This window comes from Paraburkholderia sp. BCC1884 (genome assembly GCF_900996225.1).
Classification (GTDB): domain Bacteria; phylum Pseudomonadota; class Gammaproteobacteria; order Burkholderiales; family Burkholderiaceae; genus Paraburkholderia.
Genome location: NZ_CAAJGL010000112.1, coordinates 300,992 through 317,190 on the forward strand (window position 1 = coordinate 300,992; position 16,199 = coordinate 317,190).

Here is a 16,199-nt window from a genome sequence, read left to right on the forward strand (position 1 = left end):
ACGTGATGCACGCAAGGGGCGTAGCAAAAGCCGCGCCCTTACTTCGACGGCGCCATGTAGGGCGGCTGGGCCAGCGAGCCGTTCGGGCCGCCGTACTGGAAGCTCGGCGACTGCGTCATGTTCGACATGGCGCGGGCGGTGTAGTCGCTGTCCGTCGTGGTGGCCTGCTTTGCGGTCGCGGGCGTTTTGCTCGGCGAGATCACTTTCTGGATGTCGGCGAGACGCTGCGTGGTGGTGGCGCTGGCCTTGCCGAGGCTCTGCGCGCGGCGATAGGCTTCGTTGGCCAGGCGCAGATACAGGTCGCCGAGATTTTCGTAGGCGAGACCGTAGCCGGGGTTCACCTTGGTCGCGGTTTCGAGCGCGGCGCGCGCTTCCGCATAACGGCCTTGCTTCGCGTAGAGCGCCGCCAGGTTGTTATACGGCTCCGGCAATTCGGGGTACAACTGCGTGAGTTCGGTGAACGCGGCGATCGCGTCGTCGTCGCGATTCAGGTGCGCGAGCACGGTGGCGCGCTTGAACTTGGCCTGGGCGTCGTGCGGGTTCGATGCGATGCGCGCGTCGAGCTGGGTCAGTGCGGTCTGCCAGTTTTTCTGCGTGATCGAGGCATCGATTTCCGGCGTGTTGTCGCGTACTGCCGGGCCTTGCGGCATGGTGGCGGCTTTCTGCGCGAAGGCCGCTGCACCGGGCAGTACCGCAAGGGCGACAGCCAGCGTGACGCGCAGGCTGAGGGCGCGTGCGCCGTCGAGGGTCACGCCACGCGTGACGCCGCCGAAGGCCGTCGCGGCGAGGGTCGCAGCGCTGCGCGCGCGGCCGCTGGAAGGTTTCATAGGCTCAGGTCTGGATGTTATACTCCGAGCCATTCTAACAAAAGGTCTGCGCGTTCCGTCGAACCGCAAACTGTCTTTTCGCCACTCGTGGTCGTCTCCGCCTTGATCGCAGCTTGATCGCCGCACCAGGTGCACCGGTTCAGCTGTATGCGACGCACCCGCCTTGCAGTTTTTGCGGGCGCGGCGCACAACGAAACACATTGCGGATTTCTTTCGGCCCACGCACCGTTCTCTATGGAATCACTGCGCATCTACAACACGCTCGCGCGTGACAAGCAAACTTTCGTGCCGCTGCAAGAAGGCGTCGTGCGAATGTACGTCTGCGGGATGACCGTGTACGACTATTGTCACGTCGGTCATGCGCGGGTGATGGTCGTGTTCGATATCGTGCAACGTTGGCTGCGCAAGCTCGGCTACGACGTGACCTACGTGCGCAACATCACGGATATCGACGACAAGATCATCCGGCGCGCAGTGGAAAACGGCGAGACGATCAAGGCGCTGACCGATCGTTTCATCGCGGCGCTGCATGAAGATGCGGACGCGCTCGGTATCGAGCGGCCCGACGTCGAGCCGCGCGCCACCGACTACATTCCGCAGATGCTCGGGATGATCGAACAGCTTGAAACAAACGGTTACGCCTATCAGGCGAGCGACGGCGACGTGAACTACGCGGTGCGCAAATTCGCGGGCTACGGCAAGCTCTCGGGCAAGTCGCTCGAAGATCTGCGCGCGGGCGAACGCGTCGCCGCCAACGACGCGAAGCAGGACCCGCTCGACTTCGTGCTGTGGAAAAAAGCCAAGCCCGAAGAGCCCGCCGACACCGGCTGGGACTCGAAATTCGGGCGCGGCCGTCCAGGCTGGCATATCGAATGCTCGGCGATGGGCTGCACCTTGCTCGGCGAACATTTCGACATTCACGGCGGCGGCCAGGACCTGCAGTTTCCGCACCACGAAAACGAAATTGCGCAAAGTGAAGCGGCCACCGGTCAAACGTTCGTCAATTACTGGATGCACAACGGCTACGTGCAGATCGACAATGAGAAGATGTCGAAGTCGTTGAATAACTTCTTTACGATCCGCGAAGTATTGGCGCAGTACGATGCCGAGGTCGTGAGATTTTTTATTGCGCGTGCGCATTACCGTTCGCCGTTGAATTACAGCGACGTGCATATCGACGACGCCCGCAACGCGCTTTCGCGTTTGTACACCGCGCTGAAAGACGTCACGCCGGACGACGCCGCATTGGACTGGAACGAAGCGCATGCGCAGCGTTTCCAGGCAGCAATGAACGACGACTTCAACACGCCGGTGGCAGTCTCGGTGCTGTTCGAGTTGGCAACTGAAGTGAACCGCACGCGCGACCCCGCGCTCGCCCGTCAATTGCGCCTGCTCGGCAATGTGATCGGGCTGCTCGGCCGTGAGCCGCGTGCATACCTGCAGCAGGCAGCCGGCGCCGCGGCACAAGGCGCGCTCGAGCCCGCCGCGATCGAAGCGAAGATCGCCGCGCGCGTGGCCGCCAAGCAGGCGAAAGACTATGCGGCAGCAGACCGGATTCGAGCCGAATTGCTCGAGGCCGGCGTTGCACTTGAAGACAAACCCGGCGGCTTGACCGAGTGGCGGCGCGTGTGAGCGCACCTCGAGCTTCCCTTTGATCGACTCGCCAGGCAGGAGGCAGGATGGCAACGGCCACGAAGACGCCGGCTAAACGAGCCACGTCTCAAACAAACGCAGCAGCCGCGGCAAAGTCGACACGGACGTCGGCTCGCACGGGCAGCGGCGCGGTAAAGAAAGCATCGTCGAAGGCCGCCGGGGTGGCGGCCAAGACCGGGGTGGGCGCCGCGAAGAAGACGGCTGCGAAGCGTGCGCTCAACGGCGCATCGGCGCATGCGCCGATTGCGAAACACGCCAAGGCCACGCGCGCCAAAACGAACGGCGCCTTGCCGCCCGAACTGGCGGGCAACGTACAGGAACTCGTGCGCGATACGAACGAAGGCGAAGTCGTGCGCAAGACGCGCGCGTCCACCAGTGTGGGCGGCGAAGCGGCGAGCGCGAACGAAGTCGCGGTGCCGGTGCAGATCGGCGGCCTCACGCCTGAGGTCACACGTCCGGCGTATTGGGACAAGGCGTGTGCCGACCTCGTCAAGCGCGACCGGATTCTGAAGAAGCTGATTCCGAAGTTCGGTCCGGTGCATCTGTTGAGCCGCGGCGATCCGTTCGTCACGCTCGCGCGTTCGGTGGTGGGGCAGCAGATCTCGGTCGCTTCCGCGCAAGCCGTGTGGGCAAAAGTCGAGGCGGCGTGTCCGAAGCTCGTGCCGCAGCAGTTCATCAAGCTAGGTCAGGAGAAGCTGACGGCATGCGGTTTGTCCAAACGCAAAGCCGAATATGTGCTCGATCTCGCGCAGCATTTCGTCTCGGGTGCGCTGCACGTCGGCAAGTGGACGTCGATGGAAGACGAGGCGGTGATCGCCGAACTCACGCAGATTCGCGGCATCGGCCGCTGGACCGCGGAGATGTTCCTGATCTTCAATCTGTCGCGCCCCGATGTCCTGCCGCTCGATGACCTCGGTCTGATCCGCGCAATCAGCGTCAACTATTTCAGCGGCGAACCCGTCACGCGCAGCGAAGCGCGCGAGGTCGCGGCAAACTGGGAGCCGTGGCGCACTGTCGCCACCTGGTATATGTGGCGTAGTCTTGACCCGTTGCCGGTCGACTACTGAAGAACAAGAAACGAGGCCGCCTCAAAAAACTATCGATTGTTGGAAATTGATAGTTGCGAGGGGGTTTTGACATCGGCGCGCGCGGTTAGAATACGCGCTGCCGGTAAGTCCAAGGATTACAAACAATGAAGACCACCTTTCTGGATTTCGAACAGCCGATCGCTGAACTCGAAGCGAAGATCGAAGAATTGCGCTTCGTGCAGGACGATTCGGCCGTCGATATTTCGGAAGAGATCGAGCGGCTGTCCAAGAAGAGCCAACAGCTCACCAAAGATCTGTACGCGAACCTGAGCCCGTGGCAGGTGTCGCAAATCGCCCGTCATCCGCAACGCCCGTATACGTTCGACTACGTGAGCGAACTGTTCACCGATTTCCATGAACTGCACGGCGACCGCAACTATGCGGACGACCTGTCGATCGTCGGCGGCCTCGCGCGTTTCAATGGCCAGGCCTGCATGGTGATCGGCCATCAGAAGGGTCGCGACACCAAGGAGCGTGCGCTGCGCAACTTCGGCATGCCGCGTCCGGAAGGCTATCGCAAGGCCGAGCGTCTGATGCGTCTCGCCGAAAAATTCAATCTGCCAATTTTCACGTTCATCGACACGCCGGGCGCTTACCCGGGTATCGGTGCGGAAGAGCGCGGGCAGTCCGAAGCGATCGGCCGCAATCTGTACGTGATGGCCGAGCTGAAGACGCCGCTGATCGCGACGATCATCGGTGAAGGCGGTTCGGGCGGGGCGCTCGCCATTGCCGTCGGCGACAGCGTGCTGATGCTGCAATTCTCGACCTATTCGGTGATTTCGCCGGAAGGCTGCGCGTCGATTCTGTGGAAAAGTGCCGCGAAAGCGCCGGAAGCCGCGGAAGCGCTCGGCCTGACCGCGCATCGTCTGAAAGCGCTTGGTCTGATCGACAAGATCGTCAACGAGCCGCTCGGCGGCGCGCATCGCGATCCGAAGGGCATGGCCGCCATGCTGCGCCGTGCGCTCGCCGATTCGCTGCGCCAGTTCCAGGGTATGAGCATTAACGACCTGCGTCAACGCCGTTTCGATCGGTTGATGTCGTACGGCAAGTTCAAGGAAACGACGCCGGGTGCGTAAGCCCGCGCGCGTGGCCTTTCGTCCTTCTGCGCATCGAGCGCTAGCGACGTGACTACCACCGCTGATTCCGCCGCCGACCGCCTCGTTCTCGAGGCGGTCGGCGTTTCGCTTTCTGGGCTGCCCGCGAATGCGCGCATTGCGATTGCGTTCAGTGGCGGGGTCGATTCCAGCGTGTTGCTCGATGCGACGGTGCGTGTGGCCGGTGCGTCGCGCTGCGTCGCATTGCATGTGCATCACGGCCTGAGCGCTCACGCCGATGCGTGGCTCTCGCACTGCGAGGCGTTTGCGCGAGAGCGCGGGGTGGCGTTCGAGGCGCGGCGCGTCGACGTGTCGCGCGATACGGGCGTGAGCGTCGAAGCTGCTGCGCGCGACGCGCGTTATCGCGCGCTGGATGCGCTGTGCGCGGCGCACGGCTCGCACACATTGTGGCTCGCGCAACACGCTGACGATCAGGCCGAAACGGTGCTGCTGCAACTCCTGCGCGGCGCGGGTCTGGCGGGCCTTGCGGCGATGGCGCCGGAATATCTGCCGGCGGGTGCGTCTGCCACGCGAGTGCGGCCGTTGCTTCATCTGTTGCGTGTGCAACTTGAACAGTACGCGAGCGCGCGTGCGCTGCAATGGATCGACGACGAATCGAACGCCGATACCCGCTACGCGCGTAACGCACTGCGCCACGAAGTCACGCCGGCGTTGGCCGTGCATTTTCCCGGCTTTCGCGATGCGCTCGCGCGAACCGCTGCGCATGCCGCGTCGGCGCAGCGTCTACTCGACGAGCTCGCGCGCATCGATATGGACACGCTCTCGCGCGACGAAGGACGCGCGCTGTCGCATGACGCGCTGGTCGCACTCGACGACGATCGCGCGCTCAATCTGCTGCGTTACTGGATGCGCGGTTTGGGCATGGTCGCGGCATCGAGTGCGCGGCTTGGCGACGCGCTGCGTCAACTGCGCGAAGTGGGCGCGGCGGGCGAGGGTCACGCCTTGCGGATCGATCATGCGGGGCAGGCTTTGCGCAGCTATCGCGGATCGATCTATTGGGAAGCCGGCGACAGTAGCGAACCTGCCGACGAAACCCGACTCACGGCGCGCGCGACAAGTGAACTCGCCTGGCACGGCGAGTCGATCTGGCGTTTGCCGCAATGGCGAGGGAGCTTTGTGTTCGCGGCGGTCGATTCGGCGGACGCCGACAAGATTGCGGAGACGCCGCCAAATCAGGCTGGCTCCCCGGCGAAACTTCACGACAGCGTCGACTCTGCCGCCACCGCAAACGACGACGACATTGACTCGGCCACCATTCCTCTAAGCGTTCTCCAACGCGCATTGTTGACCGCCCGTTCGCGCAGCGGCGGTGAACGGATGCGCACCGGCAGGTCGCAAAATGCGCCGACCCGCACGTTGAAAAACCTCTTCCAGGAACGCGGCATTCCCGCCTGGAAACGCGACGTGCCGCTGCTTTACCTCGGCGATCGGTTGCTGTTCGTGCCCTTGCTCGGCGTGAACCGCGCCACCATCCCCGATCCGATGAGCCCCGGCGAAGCGCGCGTCAGGATCAGCTGGCGAGAAGATCTGCTGATCGCCTGACCGACCGGTCGGACACACCGGTTATCCAGACGGTGAATCTGGCAATAATGCGCAAAATAGGGCACAAAACCACGCTGGACAAGCCTTCGCGGCCTCGATTCGGGCTATTTCAATGCCCCCTTTGGCTTGTCTTTTTACGCTCGATCGGGTACGTTAACTTGTTTGCCCGACCCGATTTAGCCCTCGCTTTTGTCGCTATCGTCGGTTGGCGATCGTGATCCGTCGTTTCCGGTAAGCCATTAGCGACCATTCCCGGGCAAACCCGCGCGTGCTGCACGCGTGCTGCATCTACGCCGCCACACACTCTGCCGTCGTTCACAAGACGTTGCGCGCCTGTGCTTTTGTGCGGTCGTCTCCAGCGCGCCAGCGCGGTTTCTCTTTCAGTTCAGAACGACAATGGCACTCATCGTACATAAATACGGCGGCACCTCGATGGGCTCGGTCGAGCGCATCAAGAACGTCGCCAAGCGCGTCGCGAAATGGCACAAGGCAGGCCACAAGATGGTCGTCGTGCCCTCGGCGATGTCTGGCGAAACCAACCGCTTGCTCGGTCTCGCGAAAGAAATCACCGCGCAGCCGAGCCCGCGCGAACTCGACATGATCGCCGCCACGGGCGAGCAGGTCAGCTCGGGGCTGCTCGCCATCGCGCTGCAGGAAGCCGGCGTCGACGCGGTCAGCTACGCCGGCTGGCAAGTGCCGGTCAGAACGGATAGCGCATTCACGAAAGCGCGCATCAGCGAAATCGACGGCGAGCGCGTGCTGCGCGATCTCGACGCGGGCAAAGTGGTGGTGATCACCGGCTTTCAGGGCATCGATCCTGAGGGCAACATCACCACGCTCGGCCGGGGCGGCTCGGACACGTCGGCAGTGGCGGTCGCCGCCGCGCTGAAAGCCGATGAATGCCTGATTTACACGGACGTCGACGGCGTCTACACGACCGACCCGCGCGTGGTGGAAGAAGCGCGCCGGCTCGATCGCGTGACATTCGAAGAAATGCTGGAAATGGCAAGCCTGGGTTCCAAGGTGCTGCAGATACGCTCGGTGGAATTCGCCGGCAAATATCAGGTGAAGACGCGCGTGCTGTCGAGCCTGACCGATCCGCTCATCCCGCTCGACGCCGAAATGAAGTCGGGCACCCTGATTACTTTTGAAGAAGACGAGACCATGGAAAAAGCAGTCATCTCGGGCATCGCGTTTCAGCGCGACGAAGCTCGTATCGCCGTGATGGGTGTGCCCGACAAGCCGGGTATCGCGTATCAGATTCTCGGCCCGGTGGCGGACGCGAATATCGACGTCGACATGATCATCCAGAACCAGAGCGTCGAAGGCAAAACGGCCTTCACGTTCACCGTGGGCCGCGGCGATTATCAGCGTGCCATGGACATCCTCACGACCCAGGTAAAGGGCCACGTGCAGGCTGAGCAGGTGCTGGGCGATCTGAAGGTGTCGAAGGTCTCGGTGGTCGGCGTCGGCATGCGTTCGCATGTGGGTATCGCGAGCACGATGTTTCGCACGCTGTCGGAAGAGGGCATCAACATCCAGATGATCTCGACCTCCGAAATCAAGATTTCGGTGCTGATCGACGAGAAGTATATGGAGCTCGCCGTACGCGCGCTGCATAAGGCGTTCGAACTGGATCAAGCGTAATTGCCTTGAAAACCGGGCGTACAGGAGCGCGCTGTTTTGCATTTGCGCGGCCGATCCGAATAATGGCGTGCCGATGACGAAACTGGCACAAAAAGTGTTCGCAAGACATTGACCTTCGCGGTGCGGCCCGCTATTATCTTGGCTTCGTTGCGCTGACTCCCTGCGCAACCGAAAGTTTGGGAGACGTGGCCGAGAGGTCGAAGGCACTCCCCTGCTAAGGGAGCATCTGGGCCAAAACCTGGATCGAGGGTTCGAATCCCTCCGTCTCCGCCAGAAGTGGTAGAGAGAACCCCGCAGAGTCTAGGCTCTGCGGGGTTTTTGTTTTGGGCGGCCGATAATTCCTGCCGATGGCGCGTGAACAGATCGCGCAGTTGGGCGTGATGCGGTCGTCGATTCAGTCGATTGCAGCGCGAAGCGTCGCGGCAAAGTACGCGGGTCGAGTATCCCGACGTTGGTCGCGCGGCTGCTGCCCGAGGCGTCGCTGAAACACGCGGAAAAGTATCCGCGAGTCGGCGTGCAGATACTCGACGGAAATCAGAATTTCGTGCTGTCGCAAGTACGGGCCGGCATCCCGGAGTTCGGCGTGTCTCTTCACCTCGGCGACGACGAGGATCTGATCTTCGAGCCTTTCCTTAACGATCGCTACGCGCCTGCCGTGCATCGCGACGATCCATTCGCCGATGCCCGATCCATTCCGCCTGGCGATCTGAAGCATACCAAACTGATTATCGGCGGACGCGACAGCGGCAATCGCCTGCGGCTGGAAATGCTGCTCGGCCAGGAGTCGGTGCGGCTGCGCTGGTTCTGTGACGTGGAGCACATCTCCCGGGTGACCGCGCTAGTCGAGCCGGTGTCGGACGACATCGATGCGCTCTATAGCAAGCTGGCGAAGCGGATCATTCCGCTGATCCAGGCGCATACCTGAAGACGTGAGCTCAGCGCATTCATTACAACGCCGCGATTGATCGCAGAAACCCTATCCGATGTAACGAGACGTAACTGGTTGGCCGAGTGTGCGATGTTATGCATCAGTTATTACAAAGTTGAAATACGCGCGGCGACACCTTGCGCTATATTTCCGCCAACAACACATTCTTCCAAAGGGTGATAAATGAAGTCCGCTCGTCTTGTTCCGCTTTTGATCGGGGTTTTCGCGTTGGGTGCGTCGGGTGTCGCAATGGCCGGCGGCCTTAACGTTGGTGTCAACATCGGCATTCCCGCGCCGATTTATGTCGCTCCTGCGCCGATGTATGCAGCGCCGCCGCCCCCGCCGCCGGTCGTGTATCAACCGGCTCCTGTGTACTACGGTGGCCCGGCAGTCGTGATCGGCTGGCATGGCGACCGCTACTGGGACGGCCGCCGCTACTGGGGACGCGACGACTGGTATCGTCATCATCCCCCGGGTCGTGCCGACTACGGTCGCGACCACTACGACAACCATCGCGGCTGGCACTAAGCGCGCGAACGGACTGCGGCTCGACGTAGCCGCAGAGTAAAAAAACCGCCCTCAAGGGCGGTTTTTTATTGCGCTCGCGTGAGACGCAGACGTCGACCCGAGCGCTTGCGTTATTGCGTCGCACACGTCATGCACATTCGCACACTTGCGCGAAGCCGCAAGCGATCGACCGGTTCGACAGCAGCCCGGTCGGCACGGGTTTATTGGGTAGAATTCCCTCACATTGCCATCGCCCAATCACCAATAAGGCCCCTATGACAACTGGCTTGCGCAGGGTTCAAACGCTTCGTGCACTTCGGTGCGGCGTGCTTCATAAACTCTCGCGTGTCGGTTTGCCGGTGGCGCCGCGTGCATGGCGCACGGCGTGTGGGCTGGCGATCAGCGGCGTACTCGTCGTCGTGGGCATGCTCGCCGCGTCGCCGGCCCACGCGGTCTACGCGATCGCGCAATATGGCGAGCCGAAATATCCCGCCGGCTTCAAGCACTTCGACTACGTCAACCCCGACGCGCCGAAGGGCGGCACGCTCGTGATGGCCAATCCGGGCCGTCTCACGAGCTTCGATAAATTCAATCCGTTCACGCTGCGCGGCAATACCGCGCCGGGTATCGACCTGCTGTTCGAAAGCCTGGCGACCGGCAGCAGCGACGAAGTGGCCTCGGCCTACGGCCTGCTCGCCGACGACATCGCCATTGCGCCGGACGGCATGTCGACCACCTTCCACATCAATCCGCGTGCGCGTTTTTCGAACGGCGATCCGGTGACCGCCGACGACGTCAAGTTTTCGCTCGACACGCTTAAAAGCCCGCAGGCCGCACCGCAGTTCGCCTCGTACTTTGCCGAGATCACGCGCGCGGTGGTGGTCGATCCGCACACGATCCGCTTCGAGTTCCATCAGCGCAATCGTGAGTTGCCGCTGCTCGCGGGCGGCATGCCGGTGTTCTCGCGCAAGTGGGGGATGAAGCCCGACGGCAGCCGCATTCCGTTCGATCAACTGGCGTTCGAAAAGCCGATTGCGAGCGGTCCATATCTGATCGACCAGTACGACAACGGACGCACCATCACGTACCGACGCGACCCGAACTACTGGGGGGCAAGCTTGCCGGTGCGGGTCGGCACGAACAACTTCGACCGGATCGTCTACAAGCTTTATTCGGATGCGGTCGCGCGGCTCGAAGCGTTCAAGGCAGGGGAGTACGACGCGCTGGTCGAGTACGTCGCGCGCAACTGGGTGCGGCGCGACGTGGGCAAGAAGTTCGACAGCGGCGAGCTGATCAAGCATGAATTCCCGCAACATAACGGCACCGGTATGCAGGGCTTCATGCTGAATACACGTCGGCCGCTGTTTCAGGACGTGCGGGTGCGCAAGGCGCTCGACCTCGCGCTCGACTTCCAGTGGCTGAACCGTCAGTTGTTCTTCAATCAGTACAGCCGCATCGACAGTTTTTTTGCCAACACCGATTTGCAGGCGAAGGGACTGCCTTCGCCAGGTGAGCTGGCGTTGCTCGAGCCGTGGCGCGCGACACTCGATCCCGCCGTGTTCGGCTTGCCGCCCAAACAGCCCGATACCGATCCGCCCGGCTCGCTGCGTGCCAATCTGCTGCAGGCGCGTGCGTTGTTGCAGCAGGCCGGCTGGACCTATCGCGACGGCGCGTTGCGCAACGCCAAAGGCGAGCCGTTCCAGTTCGAGATTCTCGACGACTCCGGCTCGTCCGCGCAGATGGAGCCGATCGTCGCGACCTTCATCCGCAACCTGCAGAAGCTGGGCATTACCGCGACGTTCCGCGTGTCGGATTTCGCGGTCTATCAGAAGCGTCTCGATGCCTTCGATTTCGACACCACGACGATTCGCATGCCCGACGTGCAAGTGCCGGGTTCGGAGCAGATCGACCGCTTCGGCAGCAAGGCCGCGGGCACGCCGGGTTCCGACAACCTGATCGGGCTGAAGTCGCCGGCCGTCGACGCGATTCTGCGCGCGCTCGTGCAGGCGCAGACGCGCGAACAGCTACTCGACGCAACTCATGCGCTCGACCGCGTGCTGATGCATGGCTACTATGTTGTGCCGCATTGGTACAGCGCGACGCATCGGGTGGCGTTCAAGCGCGGGCTGGCGTGGCCAAAAACGCTGCCCCTGTACTATGGCGCGGAAGGCTGGATCACGTCGACGTGGTGGTACGCGCAGCCGTCTCAGCCCGCGCAGCCGTAGCCGTAGCCGCGTCCGCACGAACGCCTGCGCTGATTCACGCCCATCATTTACCCAACGTCGTCGCACCGGAAAAGCCGCCATGTGGAGCTACATCCTCAAACGCCTGCTGCTGATGATCCCGACGCTGCTCGGTGTGCTGACGCTCACCTTCGCCGTGATCCAGTTCGTTCCGGGCGGCCCGGTCGAGCAGATGCAGCACGAACTGCGCAAGGGTGCGGAGAACGGCGCGCCGTTCGGTCTGCGCGCGCATAGCGGCGTGGACGCGCAGCAGATCGCGCAGCTGAAAGCGCTATACGGTTTCGACAAACCGCCGCTCGAACGCTACGGGCTGATGCTCAAGCGCTTCTCGACCTTCGATCTCGGGCAGAGCTACTTTCGCCATCAGAGCGTCTGGTCGCTGATCGTTTCGAAGCTGCCGGTGTCGATCAGCATCGGCTTATGGACCTTCTTTCTGACCTATCTGATATCGGTGCCGCTCGGCATCGCGAAGGCCGTGCGTAACGGCTCGCGCTTCGATATCGCGACGAGTCTGGTGGTGTTGATCGGCTACGCGATTCCGGGCTTCGTGCTCGGCGTACTGCTGCTCGTGCTGTTCGGCGGCGGCACCTTTCTGCAACTGTTTCCGCTGCGCAACCTCACCTCGGACAACTGGTCGCAGTTGAGTCTGGTCGGCAAGGTGCTCGACTATCTGTGGCATATCGCGATGCCGATCACGGCGTCGGTGGTGGGCAGTTTTGCGGTCGTCACCATGCTCACCAAGAATGCTTTTCTCGACGAAATCCGCAAGCAATACGTGTTGACCGCGCGCGCCAAAGGTTTGTCCGAGAAACGCGTGCTGTGGAAGCACGTGTTTCGCAATGCCTTGCTGCCGCTGATCGTCGGTTTTCCGGCGGCGTTCATCGGCGCGTTCTTCACCGGCAGTCTGCTGATCGAGACGCTGTTTTCGCTCGACGGCCTGGGCTTGCTGTCGTACGAATCGGTGGTGCGCCGCGACTATCCGGTCGTGCTCGGTACGCTGTATCTGTTCACGCTGATCGGTCTGGCGACCAAGCTGATTTCCGATCTTTGCTACGTGTGGGTCGATCCCCGCATCCAATTCGAACAACTGGAGCGTTGATGAATCGAACTCGCCTTTCAGCCGACGCGGCGGCGCGCACCGAACCGGCCCGCGCGTTCGTTTCGCCGACGCCCGCCCGCCGGGTCTGGCGGCGCTTTCGCCAGCAACGCCTCGGCTACTGGAGTCTGATTGTGTTCGTGGTGGCGTTCGCGGCGAGCCTCGCAGGGCCGCTGTGGTCGAACGACAAGCCGTTGGTGGTGCGCTATGACGGCCACCTGTATTTCCCGATGTTCAAGACCTACGCCGAGACCACCTTCGGCGGCGATTTCCCGACCCCGGCCGACTATCTCGATCCGTACGTCAAGCAGCGTCTGGACGCGCCGGGCAATTTCGTCCTGTATCCGCCGAATCGCTACTACTACGACACGCTGAACTACTTCTCCAAAGCGCCGAATCCCGCCCCGCCGTCGCGCGAAAACTGGCTTGGCACCGACGACCGTGGCCGCGATCTGTTCGCGCGCCTGCTCTATGGGTTCAGGGTGTCGGTGGAGTTCGGGCTGGTGCTGACCTTCATCGGGACGATCCTCGGCATTGCGGCAGGCGCCGTGCAGGGATACTTCGGAGGACGTACGGATATCATCGGGCAGCGGCTGATCGAAATCTGGAGCGCGATGCCGGAGTTGTATCTGCTGATCATCTTCTCGTCGATCTTCGAGCCGGGCTTCATTCTGCTGATCGTGCTGCTGTCGCTATTCGGCTGGATCGGTCTGTCCGATTACGTGCGCGCGGAGTTTCTGCGCAATCGCCAGCAGGACTATGTGCGGGCGGGGCGCGCGATGGGTCTGTCGAACTGGCAGATCATGTGGCGCCACGTGTTGCCCAATAGCCTGACACCGGTGATCACGTTCCTGCCGTTTCGTATGAGCGGGGCGATTCTCGCGCTGACGAGCCTCGATTTTCTCGGCCTCGGCGTGCCGTCGCCGACCCCGAGCCTGGGCGAACTGCTTGCGCAAGGCAAGGCGAATCTCGACGCGTGGTGGATTTCCCTGTCCACCTTCGGCGTGCTGGTGGCGATGCTGTTGCTGCTGACCTTCATGGGCGACGCGCTGCGCAACGCGCTCGACACCCGCATCGCCGATGCGATGCGCGCCGGAGGCAATCAATGAGCGCGCCGCTGGACCACGACGCACGACAGGGCGTGACGCCGCCGCTGCTCGAACTCGACCGTCTGCACGTGAGCTTCGGCGACACCGTCGCCGTGAGCGACGTTACGCTTGCGATCCAACGCGGCGAACGGGTCGCGCTGGTGGGCGAATCGGGCTCGGGCAAGAGCGTGACCGCGCTATCGATCCTGCGCCTCCTGAGCGACGCGCAGGTGAGCGGGGCGATCCGTTTCGACGGCGAGGATCTGCTCGTCAAAAGCGAGCGCGAGATGCGCGGCCTGCGCGGCTCGGACATCGCGATGATCTTCCAGGAGCCGATGACGGCGCTGAACCCGCTGTTTACGGTCGGCGATCAGATCGCGGAAACCATCGTCGTGCATGACGGCGTGAGCGCCAGCGAGGCCCGCAAACGCGCCGTCGCGTTGCTGGGGCGCACGGGTATCGCCGAGCCAGGCAAGCGTGTGAACAGCTACCCGCATCAGCTCTCGGGCGGTCAACGGCAACGCGCGATGATCGCGATGGCCCTCGCGTGCCGTCCGCGTCTTCTGTTGGCCGACGAGCCCACCACGGCGCTCGACGTGACGATCCGCGCGCAGATCGTCGAGTTGCTGCTCGAACTGCAGCGCGACGAAGCGGAGAAGCGCGGCATGGCCGTGCTGCTGATCACGCACGACCTGAATCTCGTGCGCCACTTCGCGCAGCGCGTCGCGGTGATGGAGAAGGGCGTGCTGGTGGAGAGCGGACCGGTCGAGCAGGTTTTCGCGTCGCCGCAGCATCCGTACACGCAGCGCCTGCTCGCGAGCCGGCCCGAGCGCACGGTGGTGCCGGTGCTGCCGATTGCACCCGTGCTGCTCGAAGCACGCGAAGTGTCGGTGGAATTCAAAACGAAGCTGCCGGGTTTCAGCGGCTGGTTTCGCTCGGGACATTTTCGCGCGGTCGACGAGGCGAATATATCGGTGCGCCAGGGCGAGACCCTGGGGATCGTCGGCGAATCGGGATCGGGCAAGTCCACGTTGGCGATGGCGCTGCTCGGACTGCAGCGCGTCGCGCACGGCGAGATCGACTTTCAGGGCAGGGCGCTCGGCAGCTATCGCGGCGCCGAGCAGACCGCCTTACGCTCGAACATGCAAGTCGTATTTCAGGATCCGTTCAGTTCGCTGTCGCCGCGTCAGACCGTCGAACGCATTGTCGGCGAAGGGCTGGCGCTGCATCGTCCGCAGATGAGCCCGCAGGCGCGGCGCGACAAGGTGGTGTCGGTGCTGCGCGAAGTCGGCCTCGACCGCACGGTGCTGTATCGCTATCCGCACGAATTCTCCGGCGGTCAGCGTCAACGGATCGCGATTGCGCGGGCGCTGGTGCTGGAGCCACGCATCCTGATCCTCGACGAACCAACCAGCGCGCTCGATGTTTCCATCCAGCAGCAAGTTCTCAAACTGCTCGCCGGGTTGCAACAGAAGTACAACCTCGGCTTCGTTTTCATCAGCCACGACCTCGCCGTCATCGGGGCAATGGCGCACCGAGTGGCGGTGATGCAAAACGGTTCGATCGTGGAAAGTGGCGCGGTTGAGCAGATTTTTGCGACGCCGTCGCACCCGTACACTCGAAAGCTGCTGAAAGCGGCGCTTGACCATTGATTTTTCACCCTTTCACCAATTGGGTGCGTCTCTCGATTGTATTTTTCTATTTGTTTTGACACGTGAATACTTACTGGCTAGTATCGACCAAACTTTTTTCCGTAGACCCCTGATTTTTAGGCAAAAAATACCGACCAATGCAGCACAGAAACCTAACCCAGGCTTGCACGCGCGTCGTCGCCGGGATGTTCATTGGCGTCTTGATGGCAGCAACTCCCGGCGCTTTCGCCGACGAAGTAAGCAGTTTTAATCAGAATGCCTCATTTTCGACCTCCACCGGGTCGAATTCCTTGTCCTCCCCGAATTCGCAAGCGGCCGCTCCCGACAGCGACGGCGGCGCCAAATCGTTCCTTTCCGGCATGGCCGGCAAAGCGGGCGACGTGGTCGTCGGCGCGCTGAACATGATCGGCGTTCGCTATCGCTGGGGTGGCAACACCCCCGATTCCGGGCTCGATTGCAGCGGTTTCGTCCGCTACGTGTTCCAGGACACGCTCGGTATGGCGCTGCCGCGTCGCGCCGAGGAAATGAGCCGTGTCGGCGAAAAGGTTCGCGTCAGCGACCTGAAGCCGGGCGATCTGGTGTTCTTCAACACCATGCGCCGCACTTTCTCGCACGTCGGCATCTATATCGGCGACAACAAGTTCGTGCACTCGCCTTCTACGGGCAGCACGATCCGCGTCGACGACATGGATAGCGGCTATTGGGAAAAGCGTTTCACCGGCGCGCGCCGGATCGAGACTTCCTACCAGGAAGGCGAAGATCTGCGCAAGCGTGTGAACGCGACGATCGGCGGCAATAACTGATTCTGCCCCG

13 protein-coding genes, 1 tRNA gene and 2 pseudogenes are annotated in these 16,199 nt (G+C 62.5%); 14 read left to right on the forward strand and 2 right to left on the reverse strand.

Translation table 11 applies throughout. The features are described 5' to 3' along the window. Nucleotides 1–38: 38 nt before the first annotated feature. Nucleotides 39–827 (reverse strand): tetratricopeptide repeat protein, encoded by a 789-nt coding sequence (locus tag FQ705_RS26940; protein WP_144146326.1) that lies wholly within the window; start codon nt 825–827, stop codon nt 39–41. A 234-nt stretch (nt 828–1,061) separates the two neighbouring features. Between FQ705_RS26940 and cysS the strand changes: the two genes are divergently transcribed. From cysS to tilS (FQ705_RS35005), 4 genes and pseudogenes are all read left to right on the forward strand, one after another. Next, nucleotides 1,062–2,459 carry a cysteine--tRNA ligase gene (cysS, locus tag FQ705_RS26945; RefSeq protein WP_144146328.1) on the forward strand — a complete coding sequence of 466 codons (1,398 nt, stop codon included), beginning with the start codon at nt 1,062–1,064 and terminating at the stop codon, nt 2,457–2,459. A gap of 47 nt (nt 2,460–2,506) precedes the next feature. Further along, nucleotides 2,507–3,547, forward strand: a complete 1,041-nt coding sequence (locus FQ705_RS26950; RefSeq protein ID WP_144146331.1) for a DNA-3-methyladenine glycosylase family protein — start codon at nt 2,507–2,509, stop codon at nt 3,545–3,547. Between the two features lie 125 nt (nt 3,548–3,672). After that, the gene (locus FQ705_RS26955) at nt 3,673–4,644 is read left to right on the forward strand and encodes an acetyl-CoA carboxylase carboxyltransferase subunit alpha (protein WP_144146334.1); all 972 of its coding nucleotides are present in this window, start codon (nt 3,673–3,675) and stop codon (nt 4,642–4,644) included. Between the two features lie 189 nt (nt 4,645–4,833). Further along, nucleotides 4,834–5,271, forward strand: a pseudogene (gene tilS / locus FQ705_RS35005) (tRNA lysidine(34) synthetase TilS); the annotation flags it as partial. Nucleotides 5,272–5,406: 135 nt separating this feature from the next. Here tilS (FQ705_RS35005) and FQ705_RS35010 read toward each other — a convergent pair. Beyond that, nucleotides 5,407–5,622: a hypothetical protein gene (locus FQ705_RS35010; protein WP_409934737.1), complete on the reverse strand. Its 216-nt coding sequence runs from the start codon at nt 5,620–5,622 to the stop codon at nt 5,407–5,409. On the opposite strand from FQ705_RS35010, the gene tilS (FQ705_RS35015) reads away from it, so the two are divergent. The 10 genes and pseudogenes from tilS (FQ705_RS35015) (at nt 5,518) to FQ705_RS27005 (ending at nt 16,189) form a co-directional block, all read left to right on the forward strand. After that, nucleotides 5,518–6,225 carry a tRNA lysidine(34) synthetase TilS gene (gene tilS, locus FQ705_RS35015; RefSeq protein ID WP_409934738.1) on the forward strand — a complete coding sequence of 236 codons (708 nt, stop codon included), beginning with the start codon at nt 5,518–5,520 and terminating at the stop codon, nt 6,223–6,225. The genes FQ705_RS35010 and tilS (FQ705_RS35015) overlap by 105 nt on opposite strands. Before the next feature lie 396 nt (nt 6,226–6,621). Next, the gene (locus FQ705_RS26965) at nt 6,622–7,872 is read left to right on the forward strand and encodes an aspartate kinase (protein WP_144146340.1); all 1,251 of its coding nucleotides are present in this window, start codon (nt 6,622–6,624) and stop codon (nt 7,870–7,872) included. Between the two features lie 179 nt (nt 7,873–8,051). Then, nucleotides 8,052–8,145: transfer RNA gene (locus FQ705_RS26970), tRNA-Ser, on the forward strand. Nucleotides 8,146–8,210: 65 nt separating this feature from the next. Next, nucleotides 8,211–8,716: pseudogene (locus tag FQ705_RS26975) on the forward strand (LysR substrate-binding domain-containing protein); the annotation flags it as partial. A 267-nt stretch (nt 8,717–8,983) separates the two neighbouring features. Beyond that, nucleotides 8,984–9,328 (forward strand): hypothetical protein, encoded by a 345-nt coding sequence (locus FQ705_RS26980; RefSeq protein WP_144146343.1) that lies wholly within the window; start codon nt 8,984–8,986, stop codon nt 9,326–9,328. Nucleotides 9,329–9,732: 404 nt separating this feature from the next. After that, complete coding sequence (locus tag FQ705_RS26985; protein ID WP_186308013.1) at nt 9,733–11,532, forward strand: extracellular solute-binding protein; 1,800 nt, start codon at nt 9,733–9,735, stop codon at nt 11,530–11,532. A gap of 79 nt (nt 11,533–11,611) precedes the next feature. Next, the gene (locus FQ705_RS26990) at nt 11,612–12,649 is read left to right on the forward strand and encodes a microcin C ABC transporter permease YejB (protein WP_144146346.1); all 1,038 of its coding nucleotides are present in this window, start codon (nt 11,612–11,614) and stop codon (nt 12,647–12,649) included. Further along, entirely contained in the window at nt 12,649–13,755 is a 1,107-nt protein-coding gene (locus tag FQ705_RS26995; protein ID WP_144146349.1) for an ABC transporter permease, read from the forward strand. The genes FQ705_RS26990 and FQ705_RS26995 overlap by 1 nt, the downstream gene beginning before the upstream one ends. Further along, nucleotides 13,752–15,386, forward strand: a complete 1,635-nt coding sequence (locus FQ705_RS27000; RefSeq protein ID WP_144146352.1) for an ABC transporter ATP-binding protein — start codon at nt 13,752–13,754, stop codon at nt 15,384–15,386. The genes FQ705_RS26995 and FQ705_RS27000 overlap by 4 nt, the downstream gene beginning before the upstream one ends. Before the next feature lie 137 nt (nt 15,387–15,523). After that, nucleotides 15,524–16,189: a C40 family peptidase gene (locus FQ705_RS27005; RefSeq protein WP_144146355.1), complete on the forward strand. Its 666-nt coding sequence runs from the start codon at nt 15,524–15,526 to the stop codon at nt 16,187–16,189. Nucleotides 16,190–16,199: the final 10 nt, after the last annotated feature.